Origin of the sequence: Psychromonas sp. B3M02 (genome assembly GCF_003318165.1) — a bacterium.
Classification (GTDB): Bacteria; Pseudomonadota; Gammaproteobacteria; order Enterobacterales; family Psychromonadaceae; genus Psychromonas.
Window position 1 is genome coordinate 1 of the sequence record NZ_QOCB01000070.1, and the last position, 21207, is coordinate 21207.

A 21207-nucleotide genomic window follows, 5' to 3' on the forward strand; every position below is an offset into this window, starting at 1 on the left:
TACTATGATTGGTATTAGATGTAAACAAAAGCGCGCCAACTCATTACTGAATTGGCGCGCTATCTTTTCTATACTGAAACCGGCTTATTTACTGATAACAGTAATACCTTTATCTTCAATTACAATATGCCCTTGTTTATATAATTGGCCAATTGCTTTTTTGAAATTACCTTTACTCATTTTTAAAATCTTAGCGATTTTATCTGGGCTACTTTTATCTGATAAAGGTAAGAAACCATCGTGTTGCTTTAAAGTTAATAGAATACGGTCAGCTAAACCATCCATCTTCGCGTAACCCGTTTGCGTTAAGCTTAAATCGATTTTACCATCTTCACGAATACGACGAATGTAACCTTTACATTTTTTGCCAATACCTAAATCACCAAACACATCATTTTCAAAAATAACGCCCCAGTGTTGATGGTTTATAATCGCTTTAAAACCAATATCAGTGCGCTCTGCGATCAGTAGGTCAACTTTATCACCCGCTTTATACGTGGCAGGCACTTTATCTAAGAAACGATCTAGCTTTGACGACGCTAATAAACGCTCGCTGATATCATCTTGATACACATAAACCACATAACCAAAGCCGGTTTTCATGGCCACTTTCTGTTGGTTAAATGGAACGAGTAAGTCTTTAGGTAAGCCCCAATCCAAAAATGCACCAGCACGGTTAGTATCTACTACTTTTAATGAAGCAAATTCGCCAGCGACTGCTTTTACATGTTGCGTTGTTGCGATTAAACGATCTTCTGAATCGTAATACAAAAATACAGAGATACTCTGTCCAATGCGCATTTCATCTGTAATGTAGCGTTTTGGTAAAAGGATTTCACCATAGTCATAGCCGCCATCTAAGTACAACCCAAAATCTACTTCTTTAACGATTTTAAGGTCGTTATAAGTACCTACTTTAATCATAATTTCTCTTTTTAAATAACCTTCAACAGTGAAGGTCTTATTGTGTTGGTTTATCAATCACCGCCACAGTCAAACGTGATGTACACACTAACTGTTGGCGCTCATTGCAAATTTCTATCTGCCAAACTTGAGTACTGTAACCAATATGAAGCGCAGTTGCTGTGCCGGTTACGACTCCTTTCTTAACGCTACGAAGGTGGTTTGCATTCACTTCTAAGCCAACACAAACCTTATCATCTCCGACCACTAAATTAGCAGCCACACTACCAATAGTTTCCGCTAATACAACCGATGCTCCACCATGTAATAAACCATGGGGCTGATGAGTTCGCTCATCAACTGGCATAATCGCCTGTAAATAGTTATTGCCGATTTCAGTGTATTGAATGCCTAATAAGGCGATGATTGTATTTTCACTCAGCGCATTTAAGCGGCGTAAATCTGTACTCTTTTTCCAAATATCTTCCGCGTTTTTCATATTATTGTTAACCTTTTCTAGGATTACAATAGACTTAATAAAGCCTGTACTGGGTGTTTTAAAGTTTCACCTTCAATACGTTTAACTTGGCTTCGACAAGAGTAGCCTGTTGCTAAGCATTGAGACCTTTCATGCTTGGCAATCTCAGCTTCCCAACTTAAGCTGTAAATAGCTTTCGAGTCTGCCAGTTTACCTGCATCGTGACCATAAGTCCCAGCCATCCCACAACAACCCACAGCAACATTCGATAAAGCACCACCAAAATGTTTAAAGATAGTAGCCCAATCATTGCCAGAAGTAGGTTCAGCGGTTTTTTCGGTACAATGCCCTAATAAATAGAACTGTTTGCCCTGCTCAGCTTTAGCTTGCTCAGGTAATCGTTTGATTAACCATTCTTGGAATAACTGAACATTAAACTCACCACGTTGCTCACCTAGGGCTTGTTTATACTCATCACGGTAACACAACACCATTGCAGGATCTGTTCCCACCATGGCAATATCTAATGCAGCCATTTCATTTAAAAAGGCAGCAGAATCCGCAGCCGTTTTTGCAAACTTAGTTAAAAAACCTTTAATATGCTGAGGTTTACCATTTGGTTTAAACGGTAATAACACAGGTTTGTAACCTAATTTTTTAATGGTTAAAAGTAGGTCGCGTACAACATCTGCATCATAAAAAGTAGTAAATGGGTCTTGAACAATTAACACATACTTTTCACGCTCTTTTGCACTTAACGCCTGTAATTTCGCTAAGTCAAACTCACTGATATCATTGTTGTGTAAAGCTGTTTTTAAAGTAGGAGAAGAAAGCTGAGGGATGTCTACCATACCAACTACTTTTTCAGTTAATGCCGAAGTGACTTTCAAACCAGTAAAGAAGTTAAAGAAACCAGGCATTTTCCCCATTAACGGTGCATATTGCTCAACATAGGCAACAAAATAGTCTTTAACTGGACGTAAATAGCGATCGTGATACAAGTGTATAAAGCGCGATCTAAAGGTCGGTACATCCACTTGAATTGGACATTGGCTACTACACGCTTTACAGGCTAAACAACCTTGCATCGCTTCCATTACTTCATGTGAGAAGTCATATTCACCACCACGTTTTGCTAGTGTATTTTTAAATTTAGTAAAGATACTGGCATTTTTACCTGCATATAAGTCACTTTCTAACTGCAGAATATCAATATCATTGTTCGCCAATTGACGTAACCATTCACGCATTAAACCAGCACGGCCTTTAGGTGAATGAACGCGGTCACGGGTTACTTTAACCGACGGACACATAGGTGATTTAGTATCATAGTTAAAACATAAACCATTACCATTACAATCCAAGGCTTGCGCATAGCTTTCACGTACTTGAATCGGGATTTGGCGATCAAAGCTGCCACGCTTAGCCGCATCAACACTCACTAATTCATCTGTTGAATCAATCGGCGTACAGATTTTCCCAGGGTTAACACGGTTATGTGGATCAAAGGCTGTTTTTATTTTTCTTAATTCAGTAAATAGTTCATCGCCGAAGAAGTCTGGTCCATATTCACTACGGAAGCCTTTACCATGCTCGCCCCACATTAAGCCTTTATATTTTGCCGTTAGGGCAACCACCTTATCAGAGATTTCACGCAACAGTTTCTCTTGCTCAGGGTCACACAGGTCTAATGCGGGACGCACGTGTAATACACCTGCATCAACATGCCCGAACATGCCGTAATGTAGCCCTTTATCATCCAATAATTGACGGAACTCAATAATATAATCTGCTAAATTTTCTGGAGGTACACAGGTATCTTCAGCAAAAGCAATCGGTTTTGCTCTGCTATCTGCTTTACCCAATAAACCTACTGCTTTTTTACGCATACCATAGATACGGTTAATATCAGCAAGGTCACTACAGATTTGATAACCAATTACACCAGCTTGTTTATTTTCAATCAGGCCATCAAGCATAACAATTAATGCATCAATTTTTTCCTGTTGAATCCTTTGATCTGCCTCTGCAAACTCTACGATATTGATACCATCTAACACTTGCCCTGGTACATCACTGATCAAATCTTTTACGCTGTGCCAAACAATATCTTGTTTTGCTAAATTCAGTACTTTTGAATCAACGGTTTCAACGGATAATGCCTTCGCTTTGACTAGGAAAGGAGCATTTTGTAATGCCGACTGGAAACTATCGTATTTGATATTGAATAAAGTACGGTAAGTAGGGATCGGCTGTACGTGTAACGTTGCTTCGGTGATAAAGGCTAAAGAGCCTTCCGCACCACATAAAATACGTGTTAAATCGACTGTGCCCGTTTCATGGTCGTAAACATGTTTTAAGTCATACCCCGTTAAGAAACGGTTTAATTTAGGGAAAGTATCTTCAATGTTTTGCTGTTGTGTTTCGCAAGTATCAATAACCTGGCGGTAAATCGCCCCCACAGAGTCTTGGCGCTCTACTTGGCTAATTAAATCAACAGCTGTTAATGGTTTGCTGTCTAGTACACTACCGTCAATTAATACCGAAGTCAGACCTAAAACATGGTCACTGGTTTTGCCATAAATTAATGAGCCTTGTCCTGATGCATCATTACTGATCATGCCACCAATGGTCGCGCGGTTACTGGTTGATAAATCAGGCGAGAAGAATAAACCATGTGGTTTAAGGTATTCGTTTAATTGGTCTTTAACCACCCCAGTTTGAACACGTACCCAGCCCTCTTCAGCATTTATCTCTAATATATTATTCATATACTTAGATAAATCTAACACTATATCATTGGTTAAGGATTGGCCATTTGTCCCAGTACCACCACCACGAGGAGAAAAACGAATATCTTCAAACTCAGCAGATTGTGCAAGTTGACAAACCGCCACAATATCCTGCGTTGATTTCGGGAAGATAACCGCTTGAGGTAAACATTGATAAACACTATTGTCCGTTGCTGCAGCTAAACGACTAGCATAACTTTTCGCTATTTCACCGGAGTAATCGCTTTCTGATAACGCTTGGATAAAAGAAAAAGTATCTTGTTTAATATTTTCTTGGTGGTTTAAATTTGGGATCATGTAAAAAACGCTCTAGTCCAGTAATGATATTTTAGAAGATAAAATAGACACTGATAATAGCATAATTAACCAACAATTAAGCACTTTAAAAAACAGGGGTATTGTCTTAATGACCTGCTATTTCATTTAGTGTATTGCTGTTAATGGTGTAATGATAAGGGCTGCACAACCTCAAATCATTCATCGCTTTCAAGCCTTTTATCTACGGGGGTTACACAGGTTATATTGTTTATATAAGCTGATTAGAGGGTGACTCAGGGTAATCTAAACAGCTTATGTTTTATCGCTTATTTATATTTTAGAAAGCGTAATTAGTTAATTTGTTTTTAGGTGGAAAACTCGGCTCTTCGACTACTGGCTCTGGTGTAGCCGGAACGGGTTTCACTTCTGGTGTTGGCGCAGCTATCACTACCGGCGCTAATTGCTCATAATTTTTTTGTTTTTCGCTTAAACATGAAAACATTAAAGTGGTTTTTGTCTCATTGCCAAAAAAGCCAGAATATTCATTTAAATGTTTCACTTCCATATAGCGTTGTTGTTCAACACAATATTCATTTGCCTGTGAAAGAATTGAAGATAACAATTGATCTTCTTCACTTGAAAAAGCAGAGATCTCTTTGCTGATGATATAGCTATCGGGACCGGCTGGAATAGGCCCTACAGAGACAGTTGAACAACCGCCTAATAACGCAAAACCAGATATAATTATGAGTGCTTTGATAACCATTGCGACTTTCTCTATTTATTCTAATTTAAAACAGGGCATAACATGCCTACATAAGGCGAGATTCTACGTTATTTAAATATAAATTTCACGTTTTACCCAAAGTTCAATAATTTTAATGAATAAAAGTTTGACCTCACTATATCAGCATTGAAAGGCAAGTCTACATTTTGAAAAGATCTTCATCATTAACCGATCATTAACGGGGATTTTAAACATAAAAAAGCCAATATTATCATCTTATAATATTGGCTTAATAGGGTTGCTCTAATCTGTTGTATTGTTGTTACTTAAGCAATAAATCGCAAATAGTTTGTACGCCATGACCTTTACCACCAGCAGCCCAAAGACCATTAGCAGATAATTGGTAACTGCCAGATAAATCAAAGTGCAGCCAGTTTTGCTCTGGATGTTTCACAAATTTAGCTAAAAAGGCTGCCGCTGTAGATGCCCCAGCCATGCTCTCACCACCACTGTGAATATTCGCAATATCAGCAAATGACGAACCAATCTGTTGAAGATGGAAAGACTCTAATGGTAAACGCCATAGTTTTTCGTTGGTCTCTTTTGCTGACGCTAACGCTGCTTCCACAAATTCATCATCCATGCTTAACACACAGTTGTAATCACGACCCACGGCAACTTTCGCAGCACCTGTTAATGTTGCTGCATCAATAATGCGCTGTGCTTCATCTTCTTGCGCTGCAATTAAACCATCGGCTAACACTAAACGCCCTTCCGCATCAGTATTTAATACTTCAACAGTCACTCCGTTTTTATAGGTAATGACATCACCTAATTTGAAAGCTTTATCACTGATCATATTTTCTGCACAACACAGGTATAACTTAACACGCTTTTGTAAGCCATTAGCAATTGCTAAGGCTAATGCACCCGTTACTGTCGCTGCGCCGCCCATATCACTTTTCATCGCAGCCATTGACGCACTTGGCTTCAAGCTATAACCACCCGAGTCGAAGGTAATACCTTTGCCGACTAAAGCAATCTCAATCGGTGCGTCACTATCACCCGTTGGATTATAGTCAACTTGCAGCATACAAGGTGCATGAATACTACCCTTACCCACATTATGAATACCCACAAAACCATGCTCAAGTAACGCTTCCCCAGCGATCTCATTGGTTGTGATCCAGCTTTTATCAGGACATATATCAGTTAACAAGGTCGCCGCTTTTTCACTTAACACTGTTGGAGCAAGTGCATCTGGTCCTAAGTTAATGGTTTCTCTCACCCATTCGCTGATACGCTTTTTATTGTGTAGTGTGGTCATTGATTCTTCATCTAATTCCGGGAACGTCACCGTTGCACCGCTTTTAGCGTTATAAAAACCTTGACTGAAAGCCCAACATAAATCTGAGTTCCACTGTTCACCAACCAGTTCAATACTAGGTAACGACATTCCATCTAGCTTACGTGCAGCACTTTGTACCTGTGATAAAACATCATTAACATAGTTGATATGGATGGTCGCTTGTTGCTGATCAAAAGATAATAACGCATGCTCACCCCATACTGGGCTGGCTTTTTGATCCGATAGATTAACTAAAAATGGCTGGCTCATAATATTCCTAGATTGAAAGTGATTTACACTTATATTAACTGCCTCATTGCTTTTTTAGCAAAGGAAATTGTATTAAAAAAGAAATTACAATGGGATTAATAAAGAGATGGAGTTTAATTTTAGAAAATAGTCTTGTAACGTGATAACCATGGTAGAACATCACGCTACAAGACACTGATAATTGAATCGTTATGTCAACGACAACCGATCCATTAACAATAGGTTATAGGCTTTTAGCACCTTGCTTAAAGCTTTCCCATAAAGGAGACATATCACGTAAACGGCCTACGTTTTCACGAATAACTTTAATGGCATAATCTATTTCGGCTTCCGTGGTGAAACGGCCAATACTAAAACGGATAGAACTATGTGCTAGCTCGTCTTCACGTCCGATTGCACGTAATACGTATGAAGATTCAAGGCTTGCAGAGGTACACGCACTGCCAGAAGACACCGCTAAATCTTTTAATGCCATCACTAATGACTCACCTTCAACATAGTTGAAGCTGATATTAATATTGCCTGCTACACGATTGTCTAATGAACCATTAATGTAGATCTCTTGCATACTCTTAACACCCTCTAATAGGCGTTGACGTAATGCTAAAATACGTTGATTTTCACTTTCCATCTCTTCTTTTGCAATACGGAAAGCTTCACCCATTGCGACAATTTGATGTGTTGGTAATGTGCCACTACGCATACCACGCTCATGACCACCACCATGCATTTGTTCCTCTAAACGAATGCGTGGTTTACGGCTAACGTATAATGCACCAATGCCTTTAGGGCCATAGGCTTTATGTGCAGAGAAAGAGATAAGATCCACCTTCATCGCTTGTACATCTATCTCAACCTTACCCGCACTTTGCGCCGCATCTACATGTAACACTGTGTTATTAGCGCGGCATAATTCACCAAATGCAGCGATATCTTGAATAACCCCAATTTCATTATTCACATGCATTAGGCTCACTAAAATAGTGTCTTCACGCATTGCTTGCTGTAGTTGTTTTGGAGTAATAATACCGTCTTCTGGTGGTGTTAAATAAGTCACTTCAAAGCCTTCATGCTCTAATTGGCGACAGGTATCTAATACCGCTTTATGCTCTGTTTTAGCCGTAATAATGTGTTTACCTTTATTTTGATAAAAGTGCGCGGCACCTTTAATCGCAAGATTATCTGATTCAGTTGCACCAGAAGTAAACACAATTTCACGTGAATCAGCGTTAATTAATTCAGCCACTTGTTCGCGTGCGATATCAACGGCTTCTTCAGCTTGCCAACCAAAACGATGTGAACGCGAGGCTGGGTTACCGAAGTCACCATCCACTGATAAGTATTTAACCATTATGTCAACAACGCGCTGATCAACGGGGGTCGTTGCTGAATAATCAAGGTAAATTGGTAGTTTCATTTTTTCTCCACTGCTGTTATTTGGCTATAATATTCAGCAGTTCACTATTGATAAACTTATTATTTTGTTGCTCAGAGACATTTTGCACATGCTCACTTGCCATTAACTCTTGTAATGTAATTCCGTCCAGAAAAGAGCTAATACGCATACTTAATTGCTCCCATAAAGCGTGCGTTAAACACTCCACACCATCTTCTTGGCAGCCACCTTTACCAGCACATTTACGCACATCAACACTTTCATTGACCGCGTCAATGATCATGGACACTGATATTTCTGATTTACTTTTGCCTAATTTATAGCCCCCACCAGGGCCTCGGACACTACTAACTAACTGCTTTTGTCTGAGTTTAGAGAATAATTGCTCTAAATATGAAAGTGAAATTCCTTGGCGCTCTGAAATGTCAGCGAGTGGCACGGGTCCTGTATGCTCTTTTATTGCAACGTCTAACATTGCAGTGACCGCATAACGGCCTTTGGAAGTTAATTTCATAATAGAGTTCGCTATAATAAGAGTTGATGATTCAACCAGTGCAAGACTGGTGATATAACACTCTCAGTATAAATACCCGACAGTTTTAGTCAAGTATCAAACTCTATACCTTAATTGGTCTTATTTTTTGCTATCGTTTTTGTTATTTCTTGGATTTTCTTCAAGACTTTCTACCGACTTTTGCATGCTACTAAAAATACCACGTAACATTTTTAACTCATTAATTTCAGGTCTTGCTCTATTAAATAGACGACGTAATTTATCCATTACTAAACCAGGATGAGCTGGCACAATAAAGCCAATTTGGAATAAGGTTTTTTGAAGATGTTCAAGCATACCTTCAAATTCAGAAGCTCGAGGGTACTCTTCCACTACTTCAGGAAAAGATTCAGAAGCTAAATAAGCCATACGCACTTCATAGCTTAATGTTTGTACTGCCATCGCAAGATTCAATGAACTATAGTCAGGGTTTGCTGGAATAAACACGTGGAAATGACACTTTTGAAGTTCATCATTAGTTAACCCACTGTTTTCACGACCAAATACTAATGCTACTTTATGTTTTTTACCTTCTGCAGCTGCTTTTTCACCCATTTCTCTAGGGTCAAGCATAGGCCAGTTAAGGGTTCTAGGGCGAGCACTTGCTCCAACCACTAAACCACAATCAGCAATCCCTTCATCGAGTGTTTTATATACTTTATGATTTTTAAGTACATCACTTGCACCTGCAGAAAGGGCAACAGACTTACCATCCACTTCACATTCAGGGTCAATCAACACCAAATCGGTCAAACCCATCGTTTTCATAGCTCGAGCAGCACTGCCAATATTGCCTGGGTGAGAGGTACCAATTAATATAATACGCACATTGTCTAGCATTGTTTTTCCTTTGTGATCCTGTGATTTTTTTGAGCGCAAAGTTTAGCACTATTCAATTAACAACTAAACTAGTGCAAAGGTGCATTTATCATATAATGCTTAATAAACAGGCTAAATTTTGAACAATTAAATTATTGCACAATAGTGTGACCTGTGTATAATTCGCGGCCGAAGGAATTTCCCTTCATGTTCTTTTAAAATCTAATGGTGATCCAATGCATCCAATGTTAAATATTGCGATTCGTGCTGCGCGTAATGCGGGTAAAGTAATTGTTAAAGGTTATGAAAATTTAGAGTCAGTTGAAGTGGAAGAAAAATCCCTTAATGACTATGTAAGCAGCGTAGATAAAGAAGCTGAATTAGCAATTATTGGTACGTTACGTAAATCTTACCCAGACCACAGCTTTGTTGCTGAAGAGTCAGGTATCGATAATGGTAAAGATACAGATCACCAATGGATTATCGACCCACTAGATGGGACAACAAACTTCATTCGCGGCATACCTCACTTTGCTGTATCAATTGCATTAAAAATTAAAGGCCGTACTGAAGTCGGTATCGTATTCGATCCTATCCGCAATGAATTATTCTCTGCTGTTCGTGGTCAAAGCGCTCAAATCAACGGTTACCGTACTCGTACAAGTTCAGTGCCTAAACTAACTGGTACATTATTAGCGACTGGTTTCCCGTTTAAGCAAAAATACAACCTTGAAGCTTACTTAAACATCTTCCAAGATTTCTTTAACGATGTTGCTGATATGCGTCGCGGCGGTAGTGCAGCCCTTGACCTAGCTTACGTTGCAGCAGGCCGTATGGACGGTTTCTGGGAATTTGGTCTAAAACCATGGGATATTGCAGCAGGCGAATTATTGTTAAAAGAATCTGGTGCCATGATGACTGATTTTAACGGTGGTAATGATTACTTCAAATCTGGTGATGTTGTTGCCGCTAACCCGAAACTATTAAAAGAGATGTTAACCGTTATTCGTAAGCACAATGCTTAATTGAATATAGTGACAAACTAACCATTAGATATAAGCCAGGACTTTTGTTCTGGCTTTTTTTTACCTATTTTTAGCCACTACATAATTCCCCTACATTTCCTCACTATACTTCAAATAGCAGTCCTTATTTAAGGATTATGTAACCCTCTATTATCGACGTTAATCGGATTGTAACTTATGAATAAAATTTGGCTAAGTGCACTGACTTTACTGTGTGGTACAGTACTTGGTGCTTGTAATGATAATACATCGCCGTATCCATCAAACTTCACTATTAGTAGCACAGTTATGCAGGACGGTGGCACGCTTCCTAAAATTTACACGTGCGATGGTGAGAGTATTAATCCACCAATTAGTTGGCAAGGTGCGCCCGAAGGCACACAATCTTATGCCGTTATTATGCATCACAATGCCCCTGAAGGAATTCATTGGTACTTAACTTTATATAATCTAGCGGTAAATATTACCCATTTAGACAGTGGCTTTTCCTTCAATAAAGAACAAGGACAACAAGGTACCAATAGTGTTAATCAACAAACTGAGTATGCACCACCTTGTTCGAAAGGCCCTGGTGAAAAAGCGTATATTTTTACTGTTTACGCACTCTCTGAAAAAGTATCATTGTTAAATAATACACAGGTTGATCGAGCCACTTTATTAACGGCAATTGAAAATGTCACCTTAGCATCTGCCAACATGAAAGTTACCTACCAACGAAGTGAAACGGATCAGCCGCCTACACCTAAACCTCCAATCGAAAAGAAACATACAACAACGCAACCATTGGAGTCAGCAAGGTGCACTCGTATTGAGAACTCAATTAAACAAGCTGGATTTGCAAATAGTGTTCAAGTCACTTGTGATCAAGAATATGCTTATGTAGCTTCGTCAACTTATCCAGATCATCAAATGATGACAGGTATTACTAGCACTAATGAGCAAGTACCTGTACCCGCTTTAGATTATTCAGCCCCCATTAAATTACAGCCTAAGAAAGCAGATCAGATAACAACCATTGATGCAGCCGTTGGTGTTGCTGTTAATGGAGTTCCTATTTACGACTACTCATCTCAAGGTGAACTCTCCATTGAACAATATGATGCTGCACACGATACATTAGCACTTGGCCAGTTAGATATTTGTGGCGGTCATTCAGGAAGAGGTGATGATTACCACTACCATGTTTCCCCCACTTGTATGATAAACACAATGAGCAACCAAGGTAGCGATGCGATTATTGGTTGGGGTTACGATGGTTACCCTTTATATGGAAATAAAAACCCTGGCGGCACGACTATCTCTGAAAATACGTTAGATGTATGTAATGGACAATCGGATCCAGAATTTGGCTACCGTTACCACACCTCTATAAAGCCGCCTTATATTATTCAATGTTTAGTCGGAGAGGTAGATACAAATCAATTACCAAGAGTAGCTCCACTGAGTGGTGATACCCAAGGAATACGCGCAGACCTAAGACCACCACAGGGTAGTGTTGAGAACTTACAATATATCACTGAAAAAGACGGCAGTCGTAGCATGCGCTATAGCTACCAAGGTAAAGAATACTTCACAACCTATCGTCCTAGCGACCAAGGTGAGCAGTGTTATGACTTCCAACAAAAAACCATTAGTAATGGCGGTAAGCTAGAAAGCGGGACTTTCTGTCGATAAAAATTATCTGCTAAACCATTAATACAAAGGTAAATAATGCATCAAATAACATTCCGACTATACATATATCTACTATGTTTACTCTGTTTCAGTGCATCAGTAAGTGCACACACATTAAAAGAGAGCACGGCTCAGGTTATCTTACGTGATGGGCAAGTAGAGATAACGATTATTACCCAGCAAGATCATTTAATTATTGCCATGCAAAATGATCTTGCTTGGTTAATGGGCGACTTACAGGAGGTTATGCCAGATAATTTAAGTGCAGCAAAACAACAAGCATTTATCGCACATAGCTTACAAGAATCCACTCAACTAACAGTTAATAATAAAAGTATTGATATACAAATAGCCAAACTTGTTGCTCATGAGAAAGGAGAAATCGAAATAACCTTACAATCGAAACATCAGTTTGAAATGGTTAAAGATATCTCAGTCAGTTTCTCTAAAACACTGGGCGTGGTACACGTTAGCTTTGTAAAACCTCAATATGCTTTGGTTAAAGCTGGTCAAGCAGCCAGCGCTAGCTTTTAAATTGTTTGGTGATAATCATTATGCAATACTACTTTAATGCGTTAAATCAAATTGCCTATTAATACTAGAGAACCTGTGAAACTAATACATAAGTTTTTTCTTGCTTTTTTTATCACCAATATCACCTTAGTCGGCGTGATGTTGGTTTTTATTTATATTAATTTCACCAAAGACTTTAATCATTTCATTGACCAACAAGAGCAAAAGCACTTTAGTGAAGTTAAACAGCAGCTCATAGATATCTACAAAAAAACCAAAAATTGGGATGCAGTGGTAGATAATAGTCAACAATGGCGCGCTATTGTTGACCCTCAAGAAAAACCACAAAATGATAAGCAAGCGATAACAGAGCGCCCTACTCTTCCTTCTCTATTATGGTTTGAACTCCCTAATAACCTATTAAAAACAGGTCGCCGTATTAGCCTGTATGACCAACAAAAAAAGGTCTTAGTCGGTCGGGAAGATATTAATGAAAACCCTCTGATTAAACCAATTTTAATAAATAATAAAGCGGTTGCCTGGCTTGGTCTGGTCCCATCTCGATTGTCTGCCAGTAGTCCTGCTAAAGCCTTTTTAAATGCACAACTTCATAACTATTTAATGATTGCTTTATTGGTAATAATACTGGCCTTTGTGATGGCCATTTTGTTATCAAAACACCTCACTAAACCTATTCAACAAATTGTCAACGCAACAACCGCACTTAATGAAGGTGACTTTGATAAAAGAATCCCCTCACTCTCTCTAGATGAATTAGGCACCTTGTCCCAAAACGTTAACCATTTAGCCAGCACCCTACAAGATAACCAACAAATGCGCTTTCAGTGGATGTCCGATACCTCTCATGAATTAAAAACACCATTAACCGTATTACGATCACATTTGATTGCACTACAAGACGGTATATTTACCGCCGATCAACATCGTATTAGCTTGTTAATCAATCAAGTAGATAATTTAAATTACATTGTTGATGATTTATCACAACTCGCCCACAGTGATACCGCACATTTAACCTATGAGTTTCAAACATTGAATATGGCCGAGTTAATACAACAAACGATAGACAGTTGCCGAGCTCGGTTTCAACAACGTCAGCTCCATGTGGCTCCTCTACATTTAGATAAAGCACACCATTATCAAGTGAATGGCGATCCAGAACGTCTTAAGCAATTATTGATGAACTTGATGGAAAACAGTTGTCGCTATACAGATCCCGGTGGGCAAATTGCAATCTCCCTTAAACCAGTAAAACAGCAGCTTCAATTAACGATTTCAGACTCTGCTCCTGGGGTGAGTAAACAGGAACGAGATAAATTATTTGAGCGATTTTATCGTGTTGAAAAATCACGCAGTCGAGAGTATGGCGGTTCAGGGCTTGGCTTAGCACTTTGCCAACAAATCACTACTGCACATAAAGGTGAGATTTCATTGCAAGACTCATCTTTAGGTGGATTACAAGTGACATTAACACTACCGAAAATAGGTACATTTAGATGAAGCACCCTACTATTTTGATTGTTGAAGATGAACGGCATATCGCAGAGGTATTAATCGCCTATTGTTTGCAACAAGGTTATCACGCTCATCATCTTGATAACGGCGCATTAGTTGTCGACTATATTAAACAGAATCCTATTGATTTGGTTTTATTAGATCTAATGTTACCGGAAGTTGATGGAATAACGCTATGTAAACAGATCAGAGTTTTTTCTAACCTCCCAATAATCATGGTAACAGCCAAACAACAAGAGCAAGACCGATTAATAGGACTAGAAACGGGAGCCGATGATTATATTGTTAAACCTTTCAGTCCTAAAGAGGTGATCGCAAGAATTAAAGCCGTACTGCGCAGAACTAATCACACTAGCTTGGATACAATCAATTACGCCGGATTTCAGCTTTATGCAGACGGTTACGTGGCCTTATTGGAACAACAAAAAATCGACTTCACTGCCGTAGAGTTTAAAATTTTCCTGTTGTTTATCACTCATCTTGGAAGAGTGTTCACCCGCGAAGATATTATTCAACATATCTACAAAGATGATGCATTAGAGGTATCAGACCGAAATATTGATACTCATATTAAAAATATTCGAAAAAAAGTGGCTGCAATTAAAAGCGACTGTAACCCTATCAGAGCGATTTATGGTGTAGGTTATAAGTTTGCGCAGGAACAGGAATACTAAGGATAAGGCGAATACCATGAAGTAAAATAATTTATTAGCTCATGGTAAGCAGCTTAAAAAGAGCAAGAACTTACGCTCTTAGCCTTAAACAAATACTAACGACCGCATGGTCGGTACTTTCACCATCAATATCAAAGATTGGGTTTATTAAGTGTTTATCGGTATTAATGTAATTACTTACTTCATAAAAGTTAGACTGCGCTTTGGTATCAAATTCACTAGATAGCAAAATATAATCCAGCACTGAGCTACTTTGACCGAAATAATGAGTCGCTGCTCGCTTTAGCTGCTCCTCTGATAAAACGGCTTGATTCGTTTCGTATAATGTCCAGGCATCACGCAAGGTATAAAACTGCATTAACTGCTGTTGCTGCTGATCATTATTAAATAACAAATTTGCAGTCGTTAAATGCGCTAAAATGCCATCCTGCAATGGGTTATTAAAATCCCCCATTAAGATCATTGCATTCCCTGTTTTGGCACGCCTTTCAACCATATGCATCATCAATAAAGTCGCTTCACTACCACGCTGAATAGAAGAAGCCCAACCACCAGCAACTTGCGCTTTAAACTGTTCAATCACTTTTCCTTCTAATGAAGTAAGCGGATCAAGCTCAGCCTGCCATGTGGCCCGCTTGGATTTAAAGTGCACGACATAACAATCACATAGCCCTAAATGCGGTATATCAACCGTTGCTCTCACCACTTGCCGACTAAAATCAAACTCAGCACTTAACCCTAACTGAATAACAAGATCTTTATCAACAGGCACAGATGCAACATCAACAATAGGAAATTTACTGGCTAAAGCGACAACAGGGTCTCGATAAATAAAATCATCAATGACAGTCGGTTGGTCAACCACAGCAAAGTGTTGGTAGCCGGAATCAGCCACTAAGCTTTGTAAAGATTCAATACTAAACACTTCTTGAAAGCCAATAATGTCAGGCTGATGTTCAGTTAAGTAGGTTGTTATCCAGCGCTGTTTTTTTTGCCATTGCTCCGCTGAGTAGATGCGATCAAAATCATAAAAAGCATCGGGCGGAGCTAGGTAATTGAACAGGTTAAAGGTCGCGACTTTAAACGCAGTTTGTGTACTATTTGGCACATCAGATACCTCACCCTGCTTCAGTGAAGGGCCAGAAGAATTAACTGCAGTAATATGATTAATGATGGAAAGTCCTTATAAATTGGATAGATACTCTCAATGCCTTAAATAATAACACACAACACACACTTCAAAACAAAAGGGTGATCATGAACCCTTAAGCTATTACACTGTCTATCATCAATACATCTTTTCTTTATAAGGACATGTTAATGAAATTGTTTCTGAAACTCGCATTAGCCCTATTGCTTTTATTAGTTGTCGCAGTCGTTGTTGTTGTCGCAACAGTGGATCCCAATGACTATAAACAGCAAATTCAAGATCAAGCAAAAAACGCCATTGACCGAGACTTAGTGATCACTGGTGACCTAGGTTGGAGTTTGTATCCACTACTCGGTTTCAAGAGTGGTCAAGTAACACTACAAAATAGCCCTGAATTCGAAGAAAAAACGTTACTAAATGTACAAGAAGCAGCGGTATCAATTAATATATTGCCATTATTCTCAGGCAATATCGAAATTGGAGAGATTGTGCTTGATGGTGTTGAATTTAATTTAATTACCAATAAAGACGGTACGACTAACCTCGATGATCTTACTGCTGAAAGCACTGATGAAACAGCCACTGATACTGCAGAACAAGAAACAACAGACACAGAGGAAGAAACCTCGAGTTCACTAGACCTCTCTAAATTTATATTATCAGGTATCAATATTACCAATGCCACTTTAAAAGTGATTGATCATCAAACCGATGAAACCCAAGAAGTGGCGATCAATAGCCTACAACTTGAAGAGTTTGCATTTGGGCAAGTTGCTCACTTTAGCTTAAATAGCTCAGTTAAAAATAGCCAAGTAGAAGCGGATATTGATGTTAATGCAGATATCTTTGTTGATGCTGACTTAACCACGGTAGAACTGACTAACCTAACCATTGAAAGTGATATTTTAAGTGATGCCCTATCAGGCAGTAAACTTAATACAGTGTTCACTAGTGGTTTAAAATACCAACCAGAAACACAAGAGTTAGATATTCAAGCAATCACTATTAACAATACATTTACTGGTGAATTCTTAGATGGCACCATTTATATTAACAGCAGTGATATCAATGTTGTTGAGCATAACCAAGTGAACCTAGGTAAATTAACTTTAACGAGTAGCTTAAACGGTTCTGCATTACAAAATAACCAAGTAAATAGCACATTAGAAACTAATCTTGCTCTAGATATCGCCAAACAAACAGCAAAAATTGATACCTTTAAAGTAAACAATACCGTTAAGGGTGATGATGTTGAAGGCGAAATGAACTTCTCGTTACAAGAACTAACCGTCAGTGACTTCCAAAAAATCCTTATTAAACAATTCACCATCGACAGTGAAGTCACGGTTGCCGCTATCGGTGAAAACAAAATCAATAGTGATATCTCTACTGACATCAGTTACGACCTGGACCAGCAAAAACTGAGTTTAACGTCACTTAAAACCAAAGTGGATGATATTGAATTAAATGGTAAAGTGAGCTTTGTGCAACAAACTGTGCCAGTAATTCGTTACACGCTAAACGGTAATGTTTGGAACCTTAACCCTTATTTACCTGAAGCAACTGAGAGTACTGAGTCAGCAGAAAGTACAACTACAAGCACAGAAACAAGCGAAGAAGTTGAACCAGATTTAAGTATTCTTAACGACTTAGATATCAAAGGGACGTTAACGATTGCCGGCGTGTTATACCAAGATATTACCATAGGTAAAATCACCAATGGTTTAACCGTTAAAGATGGTAAAGCCACTATTAACCCATTGACTGCAAACCTATATGACGGTTCAGTTAGTGTGAATGCTTCAGTTGATGAAAATGGCGGTAAAAATAGTTACCAAGCAACCACGGCACTTAAAAATGTTGCCTTGCTGCCTCTATTAACAGATGCTGCACAAGTTGATCTGTTAAGTGGTACAGCAAACTTTAACCTAGCAGCTAGCGGACAAGGTCTAACCAGCACTAAAATCCAGCAAGGTGTCAATGCTAAAGGTGATTTTAAAGTAGTAGATGGTGAGTTATATGGAATCAACTTACCTTATGAAATCCGTGTATTTAAAGCCAAACTAACAGGTAAAACCATTGAAGAAGATAAACTAGTTAAAAAGACAGACTTTGCTTCTTTGACCGGCGAGTTTACCGTAGATGAAGGTATTGCGGATAATCAGAAACTAACCATGACATCCCCAGTTATTCGTTTAGATGGTGCAGGGACAGCAGATACTATCAAGCAAACTATCGATTACAAGTTGGGAGTCACACCTTTATCTAAAACTGATGAAAGTACTAGCTATGGAGACTTAAGTGGAGTTTCTATTCCACTGCGAATCCAAGGGTCATTCTCTGACCCAAGCTTTAGCCTAGATACTGAAGGTGCATTAAAAGAGCAACTTGAAGCCGCTAAAACAGCTGTGAAAGATACCGCTAAAGAAGCATTAAAAGACACTGCTAAAGATATACTATCTGGTGAAAAAGTCTCTAAGGATGACTTAAAAGAGGAAGCAAAAGACCTAAAAGACAAGTTAAAAGGATTATTTTAATCGATAATATTTAACATCTTTTATTGTTTTATAAAAAGCTGATTCAGGAAACTGGATCAGCTTTTTTAATAGAATGTATATCTGAAACATAATACCTATACACTATTACCAATCAAACTCATTAACCAATCTATTTTACTTGTTAAAATAATTGGTATTACTTTTTTAAGAGGAATTAACTCTGTGAAAATGATCAACGGTTTAACAGATATTATTGATAAATTTGACACCTTCATTCTTGATCAATGGGGAGTGTTACATAATGGTGGAAAGGCTTTCCCTGAAGCAATACAAGCATTAAACTTTTTAAAATCACACAACAAAAAAGTCGTTATCTTATCCAACAGCGGCAAAAATAGTTCATTTTCCTATGCCCGACTCACTGAATCAGGCATCAGCCGTGACCTTTATCTAGATGTGTTAACTTCTGGCGATCACATGCGTCATAACTTCAAATCAGGAAAGTTCAAAAGCCTAGGGCAACAAGCTCTACATTTTAAGTGGGAAGAGGACGATACAGTACTCGAAGACTGTGCTGTACAATCAGTTGCAACAGCAGAACAAGCCTCCTTTGTATTATGTTGTGGTGTAGACAGAGGTAGTGTTGAAGCTTATATGGATGATTTAACCATTGCCTACCGTAATAACCTAGAATTAGTCGTAAGTAACCCTGATCTGGTTGCCATGACCCCAGAAGGTAGCTTAAAAACCTGCCCAGGTGCCATTGCTATTGCTTACCAAGAAATGGGCGGAAAAGTACATTGGCATGGTAAACCACAAAAAAAGATCTACGACATGTGTAAAACACTGGTCGGCGGTTGGGATAATGCGATTGCGGTAGGCGATAGCTTAGAACACGATATAGCAGGGGCAAATGGTGCTGGTATCAGTAGTTTGTTTATTACCAGCGGTATTCATGCCGATAAGATTTCAGATAAAGCGAGTATCGAAGTAATTTCCAAGCAATACGAAGTATCTCCTGACTTTTATGTCGACTGGTTTAAACACTAAGATTTACCTTCACTATCACATTACAAGTCCCTTAAACACGGATTTTTATCATAGTAAAGGCACTATATTTAAATAAATGGAGCCTTTACTTCCTATTAGTTATATAAATAACAAAAAGTCACGCCTAGCAGCCCCACGTATCAGAAATAAGTCTGTGTTAAGTCATCTTAAAAAGACAATAGATTGATTGTTTAGCTTGTTACACCTCAACCACTTTCTTAACAAAAATTTTTTTTTATTGTTACTTCCCAGGCTCTGGCGTGATTAAAAAACAAACAAAAAAGGTTTGATCGATTAAATAGTAATAAACAACTGAGTGAAAAATCATAATAAACTAAATGATATTGACTATCACGTAGACCATTTTTTAAAAAATAAAAATTTTCAACCAGGAGAAATGTGACGTAAGTCACCAAATTAAACTTTGCTTATTACTTTTTTGTGAAGTTATGATGAAAGTTATATAGATTGTCAGGTGTGATTTAAAGGAACACGGAAAGTCTAAGTTTTTGCAGGAAGCATCTAACACATCTTCCTGCTTACCTTAAAAATAACATTTAAATATGACATTTTTTAAATGATTCTTATAATAAACAGGAAAATGAATATGACATTCAATAAATATCTACTAGCTATCGCATCAAGCGCTGTTATCGCTTCTCCTCTTTACGCTGCAACAATTTACAAAACGGATACCCAAGAATTTAACATTGATGGTCGAGCTGAAGTTCGTGGATACCGAGCTGACGGCAGTTACGACGATACATCTCGCGTTCGCTTAAACCTTGCTGGTTCAAATGCATTAAGCGACGATTTAACAGTGTTTGGTCGTTATGAGTTTGAAATTAAAGAAAATGACGAAACAGGTGACACAGACATTAGTAGCACTCGTCATCTTTATGTTGGTGCTGACACTAATTACGGTACTGTAATTTACGGTCACCAAAATAATGCTGTAACTTACCTTACAGACTTTTCAGACCAAGCAGAGACATTTAGTGGATACATTAATGAATTTAATGATGTAACCGCAGACCGTTCAAGAAACACACTACGTTACTCAGTTCAAAGCGATGGTCTAACGTTCCAAGTATCTGGTACGAAAATAGATGCAACTAGCACACAAGGTTTTGGTGCTGTTGTAGGTTACAAAGTATCACCTGCTGTAGAAGTAGCAGCTGGTTTTACTTCTGCTGAAGTATCTGACGATACTACAAACACTTATTTACTAGGTGCTAAATACTCTAAAGACAGTGTTTACTTAGCAGCAACTGGTTTGATGGGTGATGAAGAAGGTGATGATTTTGAAGGTGTTGATGCATTTGCAGCTTATTACTTCGGTGAAAACGCAGTAAACATGAGCTACAGCTACTACTCAAAAGATGATTCTGATGATGATAAATTAAACTTTATCGGTTTAGAGTACGCTCGTTACATTGACAACTTTGCCGTATACGGCAGCTACAAAATTGCATTAAGCGGTGATACTGCTGACGGCGATGAAGAAGATGCAATCCAAGTTGGTGCTCGTTACAAATTCTAA

17 protein-coding genes are annotated in these 21207 nt (G+C 38.5%); 8 read left to right on the plus strand and 9 right to left on the minus strand.

The window, feature by feature from the left end:
- Positions 1-84: 84 nt before the first annotated feature.
- From DS885_RS08190 to trmJ, 8 genes are all read right to left on the minus strand, one after another.
- Positions 85-924: a CvfB family protein gene (locus DS885_RS08190; RefSeq protein ID WP_113818952.1), complete on the minus strand. Its 840-nt coding sequence runs from the start codon at positions 922-924 to the stop codon at positions 85-87.
- Positions 925-961: 37 nt separating this feature from the next.
- A complete protein-coding gene (locus DS885_RS08195) occupies positions 962-1402 on the minus strand; it encodes a hotdog fold thioesterase (RefSeq protein WP_113818953.1) in 441 nt (146 codons plus the stop codon).
- A 23-nt stretch (positions 1403-1425) separates the two neighbouring features.
- Entirely contained in the window at positions 1426-4470 is a 3045-nt protein-coding gene (gene ydiJ, locus DS885_RS08200; protein WP_113818954.1) for a D-2-hydroxyglutarate dehydrogenase YdiJ, read from the minus strand.
- A gap of 298 nt (positions 4471-4768) precedes the next feature.
- Entirely contained in the window at positions 4769-5197 is a 429-nt protein-coding gene (locus tag DS885_RS08205; RefSeq protein ID WP_113818955.1) for a hypothetical protein, read from the minus strand.
- Positions 5198-5480: 283 nt separating this feature from the next.
- Positions 5481-6776 (minus strand): aminopeptidase PepB, encoded by a 1296-nt coding sequence (gene pepB, locus DS885_RS08210; protein WP_113818956.1) that lies wholly within the window; start codon positions 6774-6776, stop codon positions 5481-5483.
- 223 nt (positions 6777-6999) lie between these two features.
- Positions 7000-8193 carry an IscS subfamily cysteine desulfurase gene (locus DS885_RS08215; RefSeq protein ID WP_113818957.1) on the minus strand — a complete coding sequence of 398 codons (1194 nt, stop codon included), beginning with the start codon at positions 8191-8193 and terminating at the stop codon, positions 7000-7002.
- 16 nt (positions 8194-8209) lie between these two features.
- Positions 8210-8686, minus strand: coding sequence for a Fe-S cluster assembly transcriptional regulator IscR (iscR, locus tag DS885_RS08220; protein WP_113818958.1), 477 nt, complete (start codon positions 8684-8686; stop codon positions 8210-8212).
- A gap of 120 nt (positions 8687-8806) precedes the next feature.
- Positions 8807-9565, minus strand: a complete 759-nt coding sequence (gene trmJ / locus DS885_RS08225) for a tRNA (cytosine(32)/uridine(32)-2'-O)-methyltransferase TrmJ (RefSeq protein ID WP_113818959.1) — start codon at positions 9563-9565, stop codon at positions 8807-8809.
- A gap of 215 nt (positions 9566-9780) precedes the next feature.
- On the opposite strand from trmJ, the gene suhB reads away from it, so the two are divergent.
- The 5 genes from suhB to DS885_RS08250 all read left to right on the plus strand — a co-directional run bounded on the left by suhB (position 9781) and on the right by DS885_RS08250 (position 14966).
- Positions 9781-10569, plus strand: coding sequence for an inositol-1-monophosphatase (gene suhB, locus DS885_RS08230; protein ID WP_113818960.1), 789 nt, complete (start codon positions 9781-9783; stop codon positions 10567-10569).
- 177 nt (positions 10570-10746) lie between these two features.
- Positions 10747-12243: a YbhB/YbcL family Raf kinase inhibitor-like protein gene (locus DS885_RS08235; protein ID WP_113818961.1), complete on the plus strand. Its 1497-nt coding sequence runs from the start codon at positions 10747-10749 to the stop codon at positions 12241-12243.
- Positions 12244-12279: 36 nt separating this feature from the next.
- Complete coding sequence (locus tag DS885_RS08240; protein ID WP_113818962.1) at positions 12280-12777, plus strand: hypothetical protein; 498 nt, start codon at positions 12280-12282, stop codon at positions 12775-12777.
- A gap of 75 nt (positions 12778-12852) precedes the next feature.
- Positions 12853-14277, plus strand: coding sequence for an ATP-binding protein (locus DS885_RS08245; protein WP_258546872.1), 1425 nt, complete (start codon positions 12853-12855; stop codon positions 14275-14277).
- Positions 14274-14966: a response regulator gene (locus DS885_RS08250; RefSeq protein WP_113818963.1), complete on the plus strand. Its 693-nt coding sequence runs from the start codon at positions 14274-14276 to the stop codon at positions 14964-14966. The genes DS885_RS08245 and DS885_RS08250 overlap by 4 nt, the downstream gene beginning before the upstream one ends.
- 70 nt (positions 14967-15036) lie before the next feature.
- On the opposite strand, the gene DS885_RS08255 is transcribed toward DS885_RS08250, so the two are convergent.
- The gene (locus DS885_RS08255; RefSeq protein WP_258546873.1) at positions 15037-16074 is read right to left on the minus strand and encodes an endonuclease/exonuclease/phosphatase family protein; all 1038 of its coding nucleotides are present in this window, start codon (positions 16072-16074) and stop codon (positions 15037-15039) included.
- Positions 16075-16286: 212 nt separating this feature from the next.
- On the opposite strand from DS885_RS08255, the gene DS885_RS08260 reads away from it, so the two are divergent.
- The 3 genes from DS885_RS08260 (at position 16287) to DS885_RS08270 (ending at position 21207) form a co-directional block, all read left to right on the plus strand.
- Complete coding sequence (locus tag DS885_RS08260; RefSeq protein WP_181817735.1) at positions 16287-18653, plus strand: AsmA family protein; 2367 nt, start codon at positions 16287-16289, stop codon at positions 18651-18653.
- 189 nt (positions 18654-18842) lie between these two features.
- Positions 18843-19664, plus strand: a complete 822-nt coding sequence (locus DS885_RS08265; RefSeq protein WP_113818979.1) for a TIGR01459 family HAD-type hydrolase — start codon at positions 18843-18845, stop codon at positions 19662-19664.
- A 607-nt stretch (positions 19665-20271) separates the two neighbouring features.
- On the plus strand, positions 20272-21207 hold the full coding sequence (locus DS885_RS08270) for a porin (RefSeq protein WP_113818965.1): 936 nt from the start codon (positions 20272-20274) through the stop codon (positions 21205-21207).